Origin of the sequence: Thermomonas carbonis, from assembly GCF_014396975.1 — a bacterium.
Lineage (GTDB): Bacteria > Pseudomonadota > Gammaproteobacteria > Xanthomonadales > Xanthomonadaceae > Thermomonas > Thermomonas carbonis.
The window spans coordinates 2,058,763-2,075,103 of sequence record NZ_CP060719.1 but is presented as its reverse complement, the minus strand read 5'-3'; the positions used below and the strand labels follow the sequence as shown (position 1 = coordinate 2,075,103).

The 16,341-nt window shown below is 65.4% G+C and carries 13 protein-coding genes; 5 read left to right on the top strand and 8 right to left on the bottom strand.

The genetic code is table 11. The annotated features are described in order from the left end of the window. Window positions 1–20: 20 nt before the first annotated feature. From H9L16_RS09520 to H9L16_RS09495, 6 genes are all read right to left on the bottom strand, one after another. Window positions 21–725, bottom strand: coding sequence for a hypothetical protein (locus H9L16_RS09520; protein WP_187551488.1), 705 nt, complete (start codon window positions 723–725; stop codon window positions 21–23). 86 nt (window positions 726–811) lie between these two features. Continuing rightward, window positions 812–1,030, bottom strand: a complete 219-nt coding sequence (locus H9L16_RS09515) for a polyprenyl synthetase (protein WP_187551487.1) — start codon at window positions 1,028–1,030, stop codon at window positions 812–814. A gap of 62 nt (window positions 1,031–1,092) precedes the next feature. Continuing rightward, window positions 1,093–2,424 (bottom strand): MFS transporter, encoded by a 1,332-nt coding sequence (locus H9L16_RS09510; protein WP_187551486.1) that lies wholly within the window; start codon window positions 2,422–2,424, stop codon window positions 1,093–1,095. Between the two features lie 253 nt (window positions 2,425–2,677). After that, window positions 2,678–3,766 (bottom strand): c-type cytochrome, encoded by a 1,089-nt coding sequence (locus H9L16_RS09505; RefSeq protein WP_187551485.1) that lies wholly within the window; start codon window positions 3,764–3,766, stop codon window positions 2,678–2,680. A 76-nt stretch (window positions 3,767–3,842) separates the two neighbouring features. After that, the gene (locus H9L16_RS09500) at window positions 3,843–6,386 is read right to left on the bottom strand and encodes an NHL domain-containing protein (protein WP_187551484.1); all 2,544 of its coding nucleotides are present in this window, start codon (window positions 6,384–6,386) and stop codon (window positions 3,843–3,845) included. 442 nt (window positions 6,387–6,828) lie between these two features. After that, window positions 6,829–7,611, bottom strand: coding sequence for a GAF domain-containing protein (locus H9L16_RS09495; protein WP_187551483.1), 783 nt, complete (start codon window positions 7,609–7,611; stop codon window positions 6,829–6,831). A gap of 139 nt (window positions 7,612–7,750) precedes the next feature. Here H9L16_RS09495 and H9L16_RS09490 point away from each other — a divergent pair, with 139 nt between their 5' ends. Next, window positions 7,751–8,161, top strand: a complete 411-nt coding sequence (locus H9L16_RS09490) for a hypothetical protein (protein ID WP_187551482.1) — start codon at window positions 7,751–7,753, stop codon at window positions 8,159–8,161. A gap of 598 nt (window positions 8,162–8,759) precedes the next feature. Here H9L16_RS09490 and hutU read toward each other — a convergent pair. Next, window positions 8,760–10,424, bottom strand: a complete 1,665-nt coding sequence (gene hutU, locus H9L16_RS09485) for a urocanate hydratase (protein ID WP_187551481.1) — start codon at window positions 10,422–10,424, stop codon at window positions 8,760–8,762. 108 nt (window positions 10,425–10,532) lie between these two features. On the opposite strand from hutU, the gene H9L16_RS09480 reads away from it, so the two are divergent. Then, window positions 10,533–11,753 (top strand): alkaline phosphatase family protein, encoded by a 1,221-nt coding sequence (locus H9L16_RS09480; protein ID WP_187551480.1) that lies wholly within the window; start codon window positions 10,533–10,535, stop codon window positions 11,751–11,753. Next, the gene (locus H9L16_RS09475; RefSeq protein ID WP_187551479.1) at window positions 11,753–12,247 is read left to right on the top strand and encodes a methylated-DNA--[protein]-cysteine S-methyltransferase; all 495 of its coding nucleotides are present in this window, start codon (window positions 11,753–11,755) and stop codon (window positions 12,245–12,247) included. Before H9L16_RS09480 ends, H9L16_RS09475 begins: the two co-directional genes overlap by 1 nt. A 125-nt stretch (window positions 12,248–12,372) precedes the next feature. On the opposite strand, the gene H9L16_RS09470 is transcribed toward H9L16_RS09475, so the two are convergent. Beyond that, window positions 12,373–13,614, bottom strand: a complete 1,242-nt coding sequence (locus H9L16_RS09470; protein WP_187551478.1) for a formimidoylglutamate deiminase — start codon at window positions 13,612–13,614, stop codon at window positions 12,373–12,375. A 213-nt stretch (window positions 13,615–13,827) separates the two neighbouring features. On the opposite strand from H9L16_RS09470, the gene hutI reads away from it, so the two are divergent. Together hutI and H9L16_RS09460 are read left to right on the top strand one after the other, a co-directional pair. Further along, window positions 13,828–15,048 carry an imidazolonepropionase gene (hutI, locus tag H9L16_RS09465; protein WP_229796606.1) on the top strand — a complete coding sequence of 407 codons (1,221 nt, stop codon included), beginning with the start codon at window positions 13,828–13,830 and terminating at the stop codon, window positions 15,046–15,048. 16 nt (window positions 15,049–15,064) lie between these two features. Beyond that, the gene (locus H9L16_RS09460) at window positions 15,065–16,267 is read left to right on the top strand and encodes a dipeptidase (protein WP_187551477.1); all 1,203 of its coding nucleotides are present in this window, start codon (window positions 15,065–15,067) and stop codon (window positions 16,265–16,267) included. Window positions 16,268–16,341 lie beyond the last annotated feature (74 nt).

The window sequence follows — 16,341 nt, the reverse complement described above, 5'->3', positions numbered from 1 at the left end:
TGTGCGCAGGCGCGCGGCGCTCAATCCCACTCGTCATCCAGGCTGGTCGAAGCACCGAAACCGGTGACTTCGAGCAAGGGTGCCAACTGCGGGATGCGCGAATCGCCGCTGGCAATGTACTCGTCGCGCGGCACGATGCGCCTGGCCGAAGCGGACACGTCCGCGCGAACACCGAGCGTCACGTCGAAGTACATCCGGTCGCCCTCCTCGACATCCAGTTTGCCGAGTGTGGCGTCATCCTCGGTCGCCGGACTCCACTGGTCATGCACCGCGCCCCTGCCATCCTGGTCGAAGCCGCTGAAGCCGAACGGCTTGCCATTGCGGGCGCGCAATTCGTCGAACGACATGCCGACATGCACGCCGCCCTTGCCGCGCCAGCGCGATTGTCGGTCCCGGATCTCGATGCTGCGCAGCTGGTCGAGCTTCTCGCAGTCGTAGAAGAACGCGTGCGCGCGGCGCTCCGGATCATCGGGGAACAGGATCGCCTCGCAGGCGTGGGCGTCGGCATCCGGCGTCACCCGGCGCACGTTGTCGGCACCAAAGCGCGCTTCCAGGGCTGCCAGCGAGGTGCCTTGCGTGAACGTGCCGGGCAGCAGCCAGCCTTCCCCGGTTGCCGGGGCGGCTGCAGACACCGGTGTTGTTGGCGTTTGCGCATGAACAACCGCAAAAACCGGCACCAGCGCGATGATCAGCAGCGCGCGGTAGAGCCGATCTGTCGTGACCATATGCGTCTCCCGGACATACCCGGAACAACGGCGGGCGCGTTCAGGCGCGGCCAAGCCACCAGCACGCCTTGCAAGCCAGGCTTCCGTCAGCCCTTCAGGCCCGCCACGATTTCAGGCACGTCCAGGCCGATCTCCAGTTGCACGCGCACGTACTCGCGTTCCTTGCGCGTCAGGCTGCGGCCGATCTCGATGCGCACGTCCTCCGCCTGCAGGATCTTGATGATTCGCGGCAACGCGGAACCGATGGCGTCGGCACGGTAGCCGGCATCGCGCAGCGCAGCCTTGATCAGGGTTTCAGTATCCATCGGATATCCGGAGTCATCGTGAGGTCTGCATTGTGCGCCGTTGGGGTAATTCCAGAAAACAGTCAACGTCCGCGCATCGCGTCCGCATCATCCAGCCAGTTGCGTCCGCGGTTGTCGAGGAAGCACACATACACCAGCAGCGACGCCGCGATCACTGCGGTGGCATAGATCACGAAGGTTTCGACGTGGCCGCTGCGCAGGCTGGCCTGGTACAGCAGCGGCGCGGTGCCACCGAAGGCGGAGTTGGCCAGCGCGTAGCCCAGGCCCACGCCCAACGCACGCACGTGGGTGGGGAACAGTTCCGCCTTCACCACCGCATTGATCGAGGTGTAGCCGGTGAGGATCACGAAGCCAAGGGTGAGCACGCCGAAGGCCTGCAGCCAGCCGGTCTGCTGCGGCAGGTGCAACACCAGGAACCAGGTGTAGAGCACGCCGCCGGTCCCGAAGAACACCAGCAATGTCTTGCGCCCGACGATGTCGGACAGCCAGCCGCCCAATGGTTGCAGCAGCATGAGCACGGTCAGCGCGACGAGGTTGATCACGGTGCCGGTGAGCACGTCGCCGCCGGCGAACTGCGCCTGCACCATCTTCGGCCCGATCACCGAGTAGGTGTAGAACGCCAGCGTCCCGCCCGCGGTGATCAGGAAGCACAGCAGCAGCGGCCGCCACTGGTGCACGAACAATTCACGCAAGGAGCCGGACGTGTTGGTCGCGCCTGTACGCACCGCGTCGATCGATGCCGCGTCCAGCGATTCGTCCATCGAGCGCCGCAACCAGAACACAACGAGCGCCGCGATTCCGCCCAACCCGAACGCGACGCGCCATCCCCAATCGGAGATCTGCGCAGGCTCGAGCCATTTCAGCATCACCAGCAGCGTGGCCTGCGCCAGCACATGCCCGCCCACCAGAGTGACGTAGTGGAACGATGAGAGAAAACCGCGACGCCCGGGGATCGCGGCCTCGGACATGTAAGTGGCACTGGCTCCGTATTCGCCGCCCGTCGCGAATCCCTGCACCAGCCGCGCCAGCAGCAATATCAGTGGGGCCGCGATGCCGATCGTCGCCACACCCGGCGTGATCGCGATCAGGAACGAGCAGGCCGCCATCAGCGTCACCGACACCGTCAGCGCCAGCCGCCGCCCACGGCGATCCGCGAAGCGGCCGAAATACCACGCCCCGATCGGCCGCATCAGGAAGGTCATCGCGAAGATCGCCCACACGTACAACGTCGCGTTCTTGTCGTCGGGCGAGAAGAACTTCGCTTCGAAATACACCGCGAACACCGAGTACACATAGACGTCGTACCACTCGACCAGATTGCCGGCCGAACCTTTCAGCGTGTTCGAGACAGAGCGGCGGAGGTCATGCCGGGTGGTGGTGTCGGCTGCTGGCATGCGGTCAGGATCCCGGAGGCGTGGCCCGAGGATAGGCGATGCGCTCGCGGCCTGCCGCCAGGCGAACCTTCCGACATGGCTCCGGCGCGCGCAACAAAAAAGCAGGCCGATGCCTGCTTTTTTTGTCGGGCCTGGTCACGAGGCCCTGCGTTCCCGACTGACTGGGGGAGGTGGCCGTCCTTGGCCACGGCGCGACTGTGTGGGTGGCGATGTCGATGACGCGTGATTTCGCTGCCGGTCGCTGCACGGGTATTCAGGGAGCGGGCTTGCTGGCGTCGCCCGCCGTCACCGGATAGCCCAGGCTGACCCAGCCCTGGATGCCTTCGTACAGCACCGCGGTATTGGCGAACTTGCCTTCCTCGCGCAGCCACTTGACCACCGAGTCCGCAGCGGCGCGCGGGCATTCGCAATACGCGACGATCCAGGTGCCGTCGCGAGGCAGGCTGGACACCACTTCCGCGCGGTTCGCGTAGTACGGCGCCGGCACCGAGCCTTCGATGTGCGCCATCTGCCACATCGAGGTCACCCGCGTATCCAGCAGGATCATCCGGCGCTTCGCTTTCAGTTCGCGATCGAGCACGGCCGCGCTGAGATAACGGCCTTCCTTCAGCTCTCCGAAGTCCGGTGGCTTGCCCTTCGGATTGATCACGTACTTGCCGAGCGGCGGCGGCTTGCGCAGCTCGCGCGCGTCAGCCTTCCAGCCGGTCGAGCGGCTACGGAGGAACGCGGTGACGTTGTCGATGTCGGCGGGCGACAGGGTGCCGGCGAAGGCCGGCATCGGCGTGCCCTGGCGACCGTTGACGATGGCATGGCGCAGGAAACGGTCGCTGGTGAGCGCCAGCATCGCCGGGTTGGAGAGCGCGGTGCCGGTGCCGCCCTCGCCATTGGCACCATGGCAGGTGACGCATTGCTGCTGGTACACCTTCGCGCCGTCGGCGGCGTTGCCTGCCACGCGGTCGAAGTAATGCTCATCCTCTTCCAACGGTTTGACCTTGGCGGTCTCCGCCAGCCACAGCGTCAGGTCGACGATGTCACGGCGCTTCAGCGGGCCGCCGACATCGTTGAGATAGCCACCCATCGGCGTGCCCGGACGGCCGTAGCCGATCGCTTCGCCGATGGTGCCGGGATCGGATTCCAGCAACGACTGCGAGCGCAGCGAGGGCGCGTGGTCGTTGACGTGGCCCTCGCGATCCTTGCCATGGCAGAGCGCGCAATACTGCTGGTAATTTCTGGCCGCCTGCTTCGCGGCCTCGTCGGTCAAAGCCGGTGCCTGTGCAATGGCGGGTCCGGCGAACAATGCGCCTGTCAGGAAAACTGCGCCGAGGATCATGCGTGGATTCATCGTGCGTTCCTGCGGCATTCCCATGTGGGCATCAACGTGCCCAACGCGGAGAGTGGGGCCGGCAGGCCAGCGTCCATCAGCGCCCACGCCAAACCCAGAAAGACTTCCCGAACCCGTTCAACCCCCAGAACAGCCACCCAGCAAGCCCGATGAGCGCCATCAACGCAAACAGCAACGCCAACATGCGCCTGCGGGGCGAGACATCGACAGGCAACTGGGTCTCCGGGGGCGTGGTCACATCAGCGGCGATCGCATCAGCAGAGCTCGGAGACTGGGTAGTGGCTGGGTTTTCCCTCGGCGGCACGCGTGGCTGGCCACCCGATAGCCGGCGGAAGCAACGGGTCCCCGCGAGTACGACCAGACCAAAATTGCGATCCCCCATCGCCACATCGCGGCAGCCATCGCCATTGAGATCGCCCACGGCGAGCGCCGGCTGGACCTGATTGGAGGACTCATCCACGTAGTACTTCACCTCGACGTCCAGGCCTTTCCAGCTCCCCGGGTGGTAGCCGATGGCGTGCCATCCCGAGTGGATTACCAGCAGGTCCTGATAGCCATCCTGGTTCATGTCCGCGGCGCGCACTTCCTGCGGAATATCGTAAGACTGCCACCTGCGCACCTCCTTGAAGTCGCCGGAGGCATCCTGCGCCAGCAGGGCATAGGCCGCCGTTGGTGCGTTGGCGGAACGCGCCATGACCACATCCTTGCGGCCATCGGCAGTGAAATCCCCCACGGCGAAGGTGGCGCTGAACGAATAAGCGTCCTCGATGGATGCAAACCGGGTAGCTGCGAAGCCACCACCCGGAAGATGCCGCTTCCACGCAATCCCGGCCCGGTAATGCCACATCCCGTCCACGGTCTGGTAGGTATCGGCCCACTGCCCCATCAGGTCCTGCAGACCGTCTCCGTCCACATCGTGCGCCTGCAGCCGCCCCCAGCTGTGCTGGTCCGCCATGGCGATGAACTGCGGCGAACCAAAACCACCTGATCCATTCCCGTAGTAGTAGAGGAAACCGTACAAATCATCCGGGTAACTCCCGCCCTCTGCACGGCCACCGCTCAACGTGACGACATCCGGGTTTCCGTCGTGATTGACGTCGACCACGACCAGGCTGTGCACAGGCTGCGCGCGGGGTATTCCCTTGTATTGGACGCCAGCCGCCAGGCCATCGGCACGTCCCAGGAATACGCGGATGCCGTCCATCAGCCCGACCACGACATCCTTGCGACCGTCGCCATTCAGGTCACCGGTGGCCGGACCCGCAACCGCCTTGACGAAATCGTTGTCCCCGTGCGGATATTTCAGCGGTGCCGAAAGCGTTCCGTCGGGCTGTTGAACAAACAGGTTCAACATGTTGTCGTTCGCCGGCTCGGGTGCCTGCGGGCCCCAGTCGGACGTCAACATCAAGGCATCGTCCCGGCCGTCCCCGGTCACGTCCGCCACCGCAATCGAACGTCCGTAACTGCCGACGGAATAGGTTCGATAGGGCGCGAATGCATTTATGCCGATCGGCGTCCGCGGCGTCGGTACCGGCGTGACCTTGCGGATGCGGTTGTTGCGGGCATCCGCGATGTAGAGATTGTCGTACTGGTCGATGGCGATCGCTTCGGGCTCGTAGAGCATCGCCGCGCGGGCCGGGCCGCCATCCCCCGAAAACCCGAAGGGCGCGCTGGCGATGATTGCGAACGCCAGCGGAAGCGTTCCAACCGCATTCTCCGAGATACCCGAAGCATTGATGATCTGGACGGTATTGTTCCAGCCAACAACATAGATATTCCCACGCGAATCGAATCCGGCACCACGAGGAAACAGCCAGCGCTGGCTGGTGGCGACCGGATCGAGTCTGAAGTGCCCACCACCGACGACCGTGGTGATGATGCCGCCGGCATCGACCTTGCGCACGCGTTCCCCGGACACGATGTAGACGTTGCCTTGCGCGTCGAACGCCAGCCCGGTCGGGTTCTCCAACTGGGCTTGCAGCGCCTGTCCGCCATCGCCGCCCTGGCCAAAATCTCCATTGCCGGCGAACGGCTGCGCATTGCCGCCCGCATCCACGCGCAGGACGCGTGCGCCATCAATCACGAATATTCTGCCTTGGCGATCCAGCCCCACCCTGGACGGAAATGCCAGGCCGCTGCGAGCCACAGTGCTGACGACACCACTGCTCGCCACCTTCCGGATCCGCTTGTTGGAGCCGTCCGCGATGAACAGATTTCCGGCGGCATCCAGCGCGATGCCACGGACATCCATGCCTGCAGACGTGGCCGGAATTCCATCCCCGTTGTAGGGCTGGGTACCATTCCCCGCAACCGTGGTGATCACTCCAGATGGGGAGATCCTGCGCACCGTGAACGAATAGCGTTCCGCAACATAGAGATTGCCCACGGCATCGACGGCAATGCCGACCGGCTCGGAAATGCGCGCGCTGGTGGCAGCGCCACCATCACCGTTCCCGGATGCGGGTTCCCCACCACCGCCCACGGTGCTGATGGTGGGTTGCAAAAGCTGGGCCGAAGCCGGCACTGGCTGTACCAGCAGCAATGCAAGCAAACCGATGAATACGCTGCCAGAAGCGCGAGTCCACCAGCTGCGGTGTGAACTTGTCATGCGGAATTCCATTTCATGCGGGGCATTCCTGCATATCCCTTCAACAGTTGCGAGCGGCAAGCTGAGAGCCGGCTGCCGTCGAGGTGCCAGTGTGAACTCGTGATCGCAGTCGCGTGACGCATCAGGCCGGCTACGGTGCATCCCATGGTACTCGCGCAATCCGCTTTTGGGCTTCAAGCACTTCGTTGCACATGAACGGCGCACCGGTCTTCCGTGAACGGCATGCCCAAGCAGCCACGATGCTTGACGGGCAACTCAAGAAGCGCGGCACGTGAGCGGCGCTCTACATGCGCTTCAGCGGCAGCCAATCCGCTGACTTGTCCCCATGCTGGTGCGTTCTCAGGTGACAATACGGCCTGGACAAAGCGTCGCGTCCCCGGTCGCGCCGCATGCATTGCAAGCTTCAATCGCCGGCCAAGACCTGGCTCTCGCGCCGACGCAGAGCCTCTGCATCTCAAGCCCGAAGGGGCGATCCGAGGATGGACGCCAGCAGCGCACTGACCCGTTGTTCCATGGCGTCGCGCACAGAGGGATTCAACGCTTCCGCCTGGAGCCTGACCGGCTGCGCGTACATGTCGAACGTTTCCCGCAATTCATCCGGATCCTTTGCGGCGTCGCGCATCGCGCTGGCCATTTGCCCCAGGCGGGTGATGCGCTGCGCGACGGTCTCCGCCAACTCGTTCATCCCGCTCTCCGGCGACAGATAGCGGGAGACTTCGGACATCAATTCCGTCACGTCGTCTGACACCACGCGTGGCTCGAAGTCGAAATGACAGAGGCTTCCGAACACTTCCCCATCCTCGCCGATGAGAGGCACCCCGCAGTACGACTGAACGACTTCACGGGCAGGATGCTTGACGATGCGGCCGTCTTCCAGTGAACGAGTCACCAGGAACGCATTCCTCGAATCGCGGACGATCCCGCAGTACGACGCACCTTCGGGGACGACCAGCAGCGATTCCGGTGCGTCCGACTGGCGATCGAAGATCGCCAGATTGGCCGCGCCCGAGGGAGTGAACCGGTAGACCGCAGTGAACCGATAGCCAGTCGTGGCATTCAGCTCGCGCAGGGCTTCGTTGATTTGCAGGCTCTGCAGCAGATAGCGCAGGCGCTCAGGCATCAGGACATCGATCATCACGCGGTGCCTCGTTGATGGAGCGGCTCGATGCCGAGTCGAGCAGGCTGGAATTGCAGAGGGACTGTTGGCGTGCCGAGCGTTGCACAAAATGCCGGTCATGGACATTGCCGCCGTACCATTCCGCAGCATTCCGCCTGACGGTTCACTTCAGCTGCATGAACGGCATGACCCGGCGCTTTCATCCGGCACTTTCGCGCCACTCGTTAGGATCCGGGCATCTCCAATACCCAGGGCCAGCATGCCGATCCGCATCTACACCAACTCCCCCGCTCGCCAGCTCATGGACGATCGACCGTTCGGCATCGTGGCGTGGACGGACGACTCGCACCTGGGCGAGGTCTACGCCATCGTGTACCTGGCCGATGGCACGCCCACACTGCAAGGCAACCGGGTATCGCTCACCGCCACGGAAATGGACGCCGGCATCGAACAGGCGATGCGCGTCCATCTCCGCGCCTTGTGGGACACCATGCCCGACGGCGAGCGTCCGCCGTTCGAGCAACTCCTCGAAGAAATCCCGGTCGAAGAGTTCGCACTCACTCAGATCGACAAGCCGCTTGTCCGCGGTGTGGTGGCTCAGATCAGCCTGGAAGCGCAGTCGGAAGAACTCGCCAATGCGTTCGCGGCGTTCCACCGGACTGGCGAGTGAGTCGGTTTCGAATAGGATTCGACAGGCGGAGAAACGCCTAACGCCTGATGCCGAAACCAGGCGATTCGCGCGGTTCGTTCGGCCGGAAGTGTTCGAGTACACGCACACCATCTAGCCGCGCACTCGCCGGCACGCGCAAGAACCGCGCTCATCCTGGCAAGGCCGATCGACCATCGGGCTTCGTTCAGTGGATCACGCGTTCGCCATCATGGCATTGGCGAAGGTGGGAACATCAATGAATTGCTGGCCATGGCTGGTCCAGCGATTCCCTCTCGGATCTCCTTCGGAGATATTTTCGGAACGGCCGCGCAGAGATTGCTCATCCAACGTGCCTGAGCAGAGAAGGTCCCACTGGTTTGCGCTCTTGATTCCAGCGCATGAAATACGCACGGGCTCAAGAAGATGCGATTTACCCGTGTTGTTTCGACCAATGATGACGTTGACAGGGCGAACTGTTGAAAAACCAACCCAGTCGGCGACAAAGCAATACGTCCCCTTCGAACTTCAGCGATTCAATCTGCACTCAACCCTCCCAGCCGAAAAGCGCATACGACCGCGTTGGTCACTACTGATTTGCAAGGTACGAGCGAACACTCCTCTACACCATCGGCAACTTCAACCCCATCTCCCGCGCGCACTCCTTCGCGATCCCGTAGCCCGCATCCGCATGCCGCATCACGCCGGTGCCGGGATCGTTCCACAGCACCCGCGCGATCCGCTTGTCGGCTTCCGGCGTGCCATCGCAGACGATCACCACGCCGCTGTGCTGCGAGTAACCCATGCCCACGCCGCCACCGTGGTGCAGGCTGACCCAGGTCGCGCCACCGGCGACGTTCAACATCGCGTTGAGCAGCGGCCAGTCGGACACCGCATCGCTGCCGTCCTTCATCGCCTCGGTTTCGCGGTTGGGTGACGCGACCGAACCCGAATCCAGGTGATCGCGGCCGATCACCACCGGCGCGCTGAGTTCGCCATTGCGGACCATCTCGTTGAAGGCCAGACCCAGCTTGTGGCGCAGGCCCAGGCCGACCCAGCAGATGCGCGCCGGCAGGCCCTGGAAGCTGATGCGCTCGCGCGCCATGTCCAGCCAGTTGTGCAGGTGCGCATCGCCGGGGATCAGTTCCTTGACCTTGGCGTCGGTCTTGTAGATGTCCTCGGGATCGCCGCTCAGCGCGACCCAGCGGAAGGGGCCGACGCCGCGGCAGAACAGCGGCCGCACGTACGCGGGCACGAAACCGGGGAAATCGAATGCATTGGTGCAGCCTTCGTCCTTCGCCATCTGCCGGATGTTGTTGCCGTAGTCGACGGTGGGGATGCCCGCGGCATGGAAGGCGAGCATCGCCTCGACGTGCACGCGCATCGATTTCTTGGCGGCATCGCGCACGCCGTCTGGATTCGCCGTCTGTTCGGCCAACCACTGCACGACAGTCCAGCCGATCGGCAGGTAGCCATGCACCGGGTCGTGCGCGCTGGTCTGGTCGGTGACGCAATCGGGGCGCACGCCGCGACGCACGAGTTCCGGCAGCACATCGGCGGCATTGCCGAGCAGTGCGATGGATTTCGCTTCGCCGGATGCCGTGTACTTGGCGATGCGCGCGAGGGCGTCATCGAGATCTGTCGCCTGCTCATCGACATAGCGCGTCTTCAGGCGGAAATCGATGCTGGCCTGGCGGCATTCGATGTTGAGGCTGCTCATGCCGGCCAAGCTCGCGGCCAGCGGCTGCGCGCCGCCCATGCCGCCGAGTCCGGCGGTCAACAACCATTTGCCCTTGAGCGAACCGCCGTAATGCTGGCGGCCCATCTCGACGAAGGTTTCGTAGGTGCCCTGCACGATGCCCTGGCTGCCGATGTAGATCCAGCTGCCGGCGGTCATCTGGCCGTACATCATCAGGCCCTTCTTATCGAGCTCGTTGAAGTGTTCCCACGTGGCCCAATGCGGGACCAGGTTCGAATTGGCCAGCAGCACGCGCGGCGCATCGGCATGGCTGGGGAACACGCCGACCGGCTTGCCGGACTGGATCAGCAGGGTCTCGTCATCGCCCAGCGTCTTCAGGGTTTCGATGATCCTGTCGTAGCAGGCCCAGTCGCGCGCGGCGCGGCCGATGCCGCCGTAGACGACCAGCGAGGTCGGGTCTTCGGCGACCTCGGCATCCAGGTTGTTCTGCAGCATCCGGAACGGCGCTTCGGTCAGCCACGAGCGGCAGGTCAGCTGGTTGCCGCGTGGGGCGCGGATGACGCGGGACGGATCGACGCGGCTGGACATCGTGGGCGGCTCCTGCAGGCAAGCGAAGCCGCGATTATCGCACCGGCACCCGGCTCGACTCAGCGGTACGGACGCCGGGCTGTCGCACGCCTCCGTTATCATCGACCCATGTCATTCCTGTTCCGTGCCGGTCTGCTGGCGCTGCTGCTGATCGTCCAGGGCTGCGCCACCCCGATTGCGTCCCGCCCCGCGCCGATCGTGGTGCTGGTCTCGATCGACGGCCTGCCCGCCGCGGTGCCCGGCACTGGGCGCATGCCGGTGCTCGATGCGATCGCCCGCGAAGGCGTGCAGGCCGCTTGGCTGCAACCGAGCTATCCCACCCTGACCTTTCCGAATCACTACACGCTGGCGACGGGCCTGCGTCCGGATCGCCACGGCATCGTCAACAACAACATCAACGACGCCGTGCTGGGGCGCTATGTGTCCAAGCAGGCCAGCGCGCGCGACGGCCGCTGGTACGGCGGCGAGCCGATCTGGGCCACGCTGCAGCGGCAGGGCGGGATCGCGGCGACGATGTTCTGGCCGGGCTCCGAGGCCGAGATCGCCGGGCAACGCCCGCGTTACTGGAAACAGTTCGACGGCACCCTGCCGGTGGATGCACGCGTGGATCAGGTGCTGGCGTGGCTGGACCTGCCGACCGCACAACGGCCGCGTTTGCTGACGCTCTACCTGGAGCAGTACGACGTGGCCTCGCATGCGGCCGGCGCTCGCTCGCAGCCGGCGATGCAAGCGCTGGCCACGGTCGATGCCGGGCTTGCGCGCTTGCGCGACGGGCTGCGCGCGCGCGGGCTCGATGAGAGCGTGGATCTCATCGTGTTGTCCGACCACGGCATGGCCGATGTGCGCGCCGAAGACGCGCGTTATCTCGACGACATCGTGCCGGCGGATACGATGGACGTGGAATCGGTCGGGCAGATGGCATGGCTGCGCGCGCGCCCGGGCCGCGAGGCCGAGGTCGAGCGTGCGCTGGTGCGTCGCCATGACCACTTCCAGTGCTGGCGCAAGGGAGAGACCCCGGCAAGCTGGCACTTCGGGCGCAACCCGCGGATCCCGGCGATCGTCTGCCAGGCCGACGATGGCTGGCGTGTCTGGCTGCATCGTTGGCCGACACCGACAACATTGAAGGGCGAGCATGGCTTCGCGCCTGAGGACATCGGCATGCGTGCGGTGTTCACTGCGGTCGGGCCATCTTTCCGCACCGGCGTGCGCTTGCCGGCCTTCGACAATGTCGATGTCTATCCGTTGCTGGCGCGCCTGTTGCGGATCACCCCGGCACCGAACGATGGCGACATCGCGCCGCTGTTGCCTGCCCTCCAGGACGATCGCTGATGCTGTGCCGGCGCATCGACAGTCCGGTCGGGCCGCTGATGCTGGCGGCGGACGACCACGGCCTGCGCCACATCGAATTCCGCGAGAACCGCCACCCCGCCGACACCGGCGACTGGCACGGCGGCGACAACGCGATCCTGCAGGCGACCGAGGCGCAACTCGGCGAGTACTTCGCAGGCACGCGCACGTCGTTCGACCTGCCGCTGGCGCCGCGCGGCACCGACTTCCAGGTGTCCGTGTGGCGCGAACTCGCACGCATCCCGTTCGGCACCACGATCAGCTACGCGCAACTCGCGGCGCGCATGGGCAATGCGAATGCGATGCGCGCAGTCGGTGCCGCGAATGGACGCAACCCGCTGCCGATCGTGCTGCCATGCCATCGGGTGATCGGCGCCGACGGCGCACTGGTCGGTTTCGGTGGCGGCCTGCCGACCAAGGAATTCCTGCTGCGGCTGGAAGGCGCGCTGCCTGCGGAACAGGGCGGGCTGTTCTGAAAATCCCGTCATCCCGGCGAAAGCCGTCATCCCTGCGAAGGCAGGGATCCAGTGACTTCAATCCATCACCAGCCAAGACACTGGATTCCTGCCTTCGCAGGAATGACGAGCAAGAGCGTGTCGTTCTAAGTCAGCAGTGCCTTCATCGCCTTGCGATAACGATCGGCCACCGCATCACGATCACGATGCCGGCCATCCTCGACCACGCGCACGCCGGCGACTTCGACATCGCGCACCAGCGGGCGGTTGCCGCTGAACAGCCAGCGATCCACCACGTCGCCATCGGTCGCACCGGCCAGGATCGGTGCGTCGGCATCCAGCACGACGCGGTCTTCGACATCGAAACCGGTACTGTCCGCCGCGCTCGCATGCACGCCACTCAGCAACGTCGCACCGACGCTGGGCATGCGCATGCTGGAGGCGATGTTGCGTCGCTGCGCGCGCAGGCGCTGCCCGTATTCGAGCCAGCGCAGTTCCTCGACCGGATCGACCGAGCTGTTCGAGTCCGAACCGACGCCCCAGCGTCCACCGGCATCCAGGTAATCATGCAGCGGGAAAAAACCGTCGCCGAGATTCGCTTCGGTGGTAGTGCAGATCGCCACGGTGGCGCCGCTGCCCGCGATGTCCCGCACTTCTTCTTCATCCAGATGGGTCGCGTGCACCAGCGTCCAGCGCGCGTCCACCGGCACGCTGTCCAGCAGCCATTGCACGGGCCGCGCGCCACGCAGTGCCACGCATTCCTCGACTTCAGGCAACTGTTCCGCAATGTGGATGTGGATGCGCGACGCCGCAGGCAGCGCCGTCAGCACCTCATGCATCGCGTCGGACGGCACCGCGCGCAGGCTGTGCAGGGCGCAACCGATGCGCACCGTGTCGCACTCGCCCGCCCTCAGGGTGTCGAGCAATCGCAGGTAGGCATCGACGTCGTGGCCGAAGCGGCGCTGGCGGTCGGACAGCGGGCGACCGTCGAAGCCGCCGGTCATGTACAGCACCGGCAGCAAGGTAATGCGGATGCCGGTGTCGCGCGCGGCGCGCAGCAAGGCCTGCGACATCGCATCGGCCTGCGCGTAGGGCGCACCGTCGGGCGCGTGGTGCAGGTAGTGGAATTCGCAGACCGTGGTGTAGCCGGCTTCGAGCATTTCCACGTACAGCTGCGAGGCGACCGCATGCAGCAGGTCGGGGTCGAAGCGCGCGGCCATCGCGTACATGGTTTCGCGCCAGGTCCAGAACGAGTCATTGGGATCGGTCTGGCGTTCGGCCAGCCCGGCCATCGCGCGCTGGAACGCATGCGAATGCAGGTTGACGATGCCGGGCAGGGCCCAGCCACGCGCGCTGCGGGTCGCGATGGAAGTGATCGGCGTGTGCATCGGCGCATTGTCGCGCAAACCCGCCGTGGCCTGCGGTAGGCTTCACGCATGGACGGAATGCTGGTGATCGGGATGACGTTGGCAGCAATGGCCTTGGCCGTCGTGCTGATCCTGCAATTGCGCCGCCGCTACGGTTCCGGCAATGGCGGCGGTGGTGGAGACAGCGGTCATTCGCACCACGACGGTTGCGATGGTGGGGGCGACGGGGCGGTGGTGGCGACTGAGCGCTGGGACGGCCTCCTGCTGGGCCCGAGCCTGGCGACCCTCGATACCGACAGCGGCTACGGCCTGGTCGAAGACGGCGCGCTGGCCTGGAAGGATGGCCTGCTGGTGTATGTCGGGCCACGCAGCGGATTGCCCGGCGATGCGTCGTCGCTCGCCGATGAGGTGATCGAAGCCGAAGGCCTGGTCACGCCGGGCCTGGTCGATTGCCATACGCATCTCGTGTTCGCCGGCGATCGCGCCGGCGAATTCGAATTGCGCCTGCAGGGCGCGAGTTACGAGGAGATCGCGCGCAGCGGTGGCGGCATCCTCTCCAGCGTGCGCGCGGTGCGCGAGGCCGGCGAAGACGAACTCCTCGCGCAATCGTTACCGCGTGCGCGTGCGCTGATCGCCGACGGCGCGACCACGCTGGAGATCAAGTCTGGTTATGGCCTGGACCTGGACAACGAGCGCAAGATGCTGCGCGTCGCGCGGCGCATCGGAGTGACGCTCGGCATCGGCGTGCGAACCACCTTCCTCGGCGCGCATGCGCTACCCGCGGAATATCGCGACGATGCCGATGGCTATATCGATGCCGCCATCGGCTGGCTGCAGGCATTGCATGGCGAAGGTCTGGTCGACGCGGTCGATGCGTTCTGCGAGCGCATCGGGTTTTCTTCCGCGCAGACGCGGCGGATGTTCGAGGCTGCGCGCGCATTGGGTTTGCCGGTCAAGCTGCATGCCGACCAGCTCAGCGATGGCGGCGGTGCGGCATTGGCGGCCGAATTCCATGGACTGTCCGCCGACCACATCGAGCATACGAACGAGGCCGGCGTGCGCGCGATGGCCGACGCCGGCACCGTCGCGGTGCTGCTGCCCGGTGCATTCCACGTGTTGCGTGAAACGGTGCTGCCGCCACTGGACCTGCTGCGCGCGCACGGCGTGCCGATGGCGGTCGCGACCGACTGCAATCCCGGCACATCGCCTTTGCTATCACTGCAGCAGGCGATGCAACTGGCCTGCACGCATTTCAAATTGACGCCGGAAGAAGCGCTGCGTGGCACGACGATCAACGCCGCGCGCGCGCTCGGCCTGCAGGATCGCGGCGTGTTGCGCACGGGCCTGCGCGCCGACTTCGCCCACTGGCACGTGCGACAACCGGCCGCGCTGTGCTATTGGCTTGGCGGGCAATTGCTGCACGCCTCACATACCGGTGGTCGCCGGCTCGTCTGAATCAATGGAGACCTTCATGCGCCATGCCGCCCTCGCCGCTTCGATCCTCGCTTCGCTGGCTCTTGCTGCACCCATCGCGCAGGCGCAGGACGCCGCGGCGAAACTGGCGCAGGACGCGATCATCGTCGACACCCACATCGACGCCCCCGGCATCCTGATGGACACGTGGGCGGACCTCGGCGTGGAAGCGAAGGATCGCGAATTCGACTACCCGAGGTCGCGCGCGGGCGGCCTGGACGTGGCGTTCATGTCGATCTACACCTCGCCGAAACAGGATGCCGACGGCAGCGCGTGGCACGTCGCCAACCAGATGATCGACGGCGTCGAGGCGCTAGTGCACCGGCATCCCGGCAAGTTCGCGATCCTCACCTCGCCACGCGATGTCAGCCGCCTGCTGGAAGGCGGCCGCGTGCTGCTGCCCCTGGGCATGGAGAACGGCGCGCCGCTCGGTGACCATCTGGCCAATGTGAAGTTCTTCTTCGACCGCGGCGTGCGCTACATCACCCTGGCGCACAGCGCCAACAACCGGCTCGCCGATTCTTCCTACGCGCTCGAGAAGACGTGGAACGGCCTGAGCCCGTTCGGACGCGACGTGGTGCGAGAGATGAACCGGGTCGGGATCATGGTCGACGTCTCCCACCTCGGCGACGCATCGGCGATGGAGGCGATCAAGCTGAGCCGGGTGCCGGTGATCGCCAGCCATTCCGCATTCCGCCATTTCACCCCCGACTTCGAGCGCAACATCAGCGATGCGGTCGCCAAGGCCGTGGCCGCGAAGGGTGGCGTCATCCAGGTTCCGTTCGGCACCGCCTTCATCGACCCGGCCAGCGCCGCCGACACTCAGGCGTATTTCCGCGCGATCGACGCCTTCGACCGCGGCAATGCCGCACTGAAAGCGCAAGGCCAGCCACCGAAGGACCGCGCCGCATTCGGCAAGGACTGGGACGCAGCACACCCCGCCCGCGCAAGCACGCTGGCGCAGGTGCTCGACCAGATCGATTACGGGGTGAAGCTGCTCGGCATCGACCACGTCGGGATCGGCTCGGACTTCGACGGCGTCGACGGCGAACTGCCGCCCGAACTCAAGACCGTGGCCGACTTCCCGCATCTTGTCGCAGGCCTGCAGGCGCGCGGCTACAAGGACGCCGACATCCGCAAGATCCTGGGCGGCAACCTGCTGCGCGCTTGGACGGCGATCGAGGCCGGCGCAGGAAAATAGCCCCCCATAACGGGAAAACCCCGCCATGGCGGGGTTTCCTTCGAGATCCGCTTTCGCGGGTTTGATCGCGCATC

What these genes read in the sequence shown, in the direction of transcription:
- hutU (WP_187551481.1), bottom strand. Translation starts at nt 10,424, where the DNA reads ATGTCCAGCCGCGTCGATCCGTCCCGCGTCATCCGCGCCCCACGCGGC.
- H9L16_RS09490 (WP_187551482.1), top strand. Translation starts at nt 7,751, where the DNA reads ATGCCGATCCGCATCTACACCAACTCCCCCGCTCGCCAGCTCATGGAC.
- H9L16_RS09475 (WP_187551479.1), top strand. Translation starts at nt 11,753, where the DNA reads ATGCTGTGCCGGCGCATCGACAGTCCGGTCGGGCCGCTGATGCTGGCG.
- H9L16_RS09495 (WP_187551483.1), bottom strand. Translation starts at nt 7,611, where the DNA reads ATGACCGGCATTTTGTGCAACGCTCGGCACGCCAACAGTCCCTCTGCA.
- H9L16_RS09480 (WP_187551480.1), top strand. Translation starts at nt 10,533, where the DNA reads ATGTCATTCCTGTTCCGTGCCGGTCTGCTGGCGCTGCTGCTGATCGTC.
- H9L16_RS09500 (WP_187551484.1), bottom strand. Translation starts at nt 6,386, where the DNA reads ATGGAATTCCGCATGACAAGTTCACACCGCAGCTGGTGGACTCGCGCT.
- H9L16_RS09510 (WP_187551486.1), bottom strand. Translation starts at nt 2,424, where the DNA reads ATGCCAGCAGCCGACACCACCACCCGGCATGACCTCCGCCGCTCTGTC.
- H9L16_RS09520 (WP_187551488.1), bottom strand. Translation starts at nt 725, where the DNA reads ATGGTCACGACAGATCGGCTCTACCGCGCGCTGCTGATCATCGCGCTG.
- H9L16_RS09505 (WP_187551485.1), bottom strand. Translation starts at nt 3,766, where the DNA reads ATGAATCCACGCATGATCCTCGGCGCAGTTTTCCTGACAGGCGCATTG.
- H9L16_RS09460 (WP_187551477.1), top strand. Translation starts at nt 15,065, where the DNA reads ATGCGCCATGCCGCCCTCGCCGCTTCGATCCTCGCTTCGCTGGCTCTT.
- H9L16_RS09470 (WP_187551478.1), bottom strand. Translation starts at nt 13,614, where the DNA reads ATGCACACGCCGATCACTTCCATCGCGACCCGCAGCGCGCGTGGCTGG.
- H9L16_RS09515 (WP_187551487.1), bottom strand. Translation starts at nt 1,030, where the DNA reads ATGGATACTGAAACCCTGATCAAGGCTGCGCTGCGCGATGCCGGCTAC.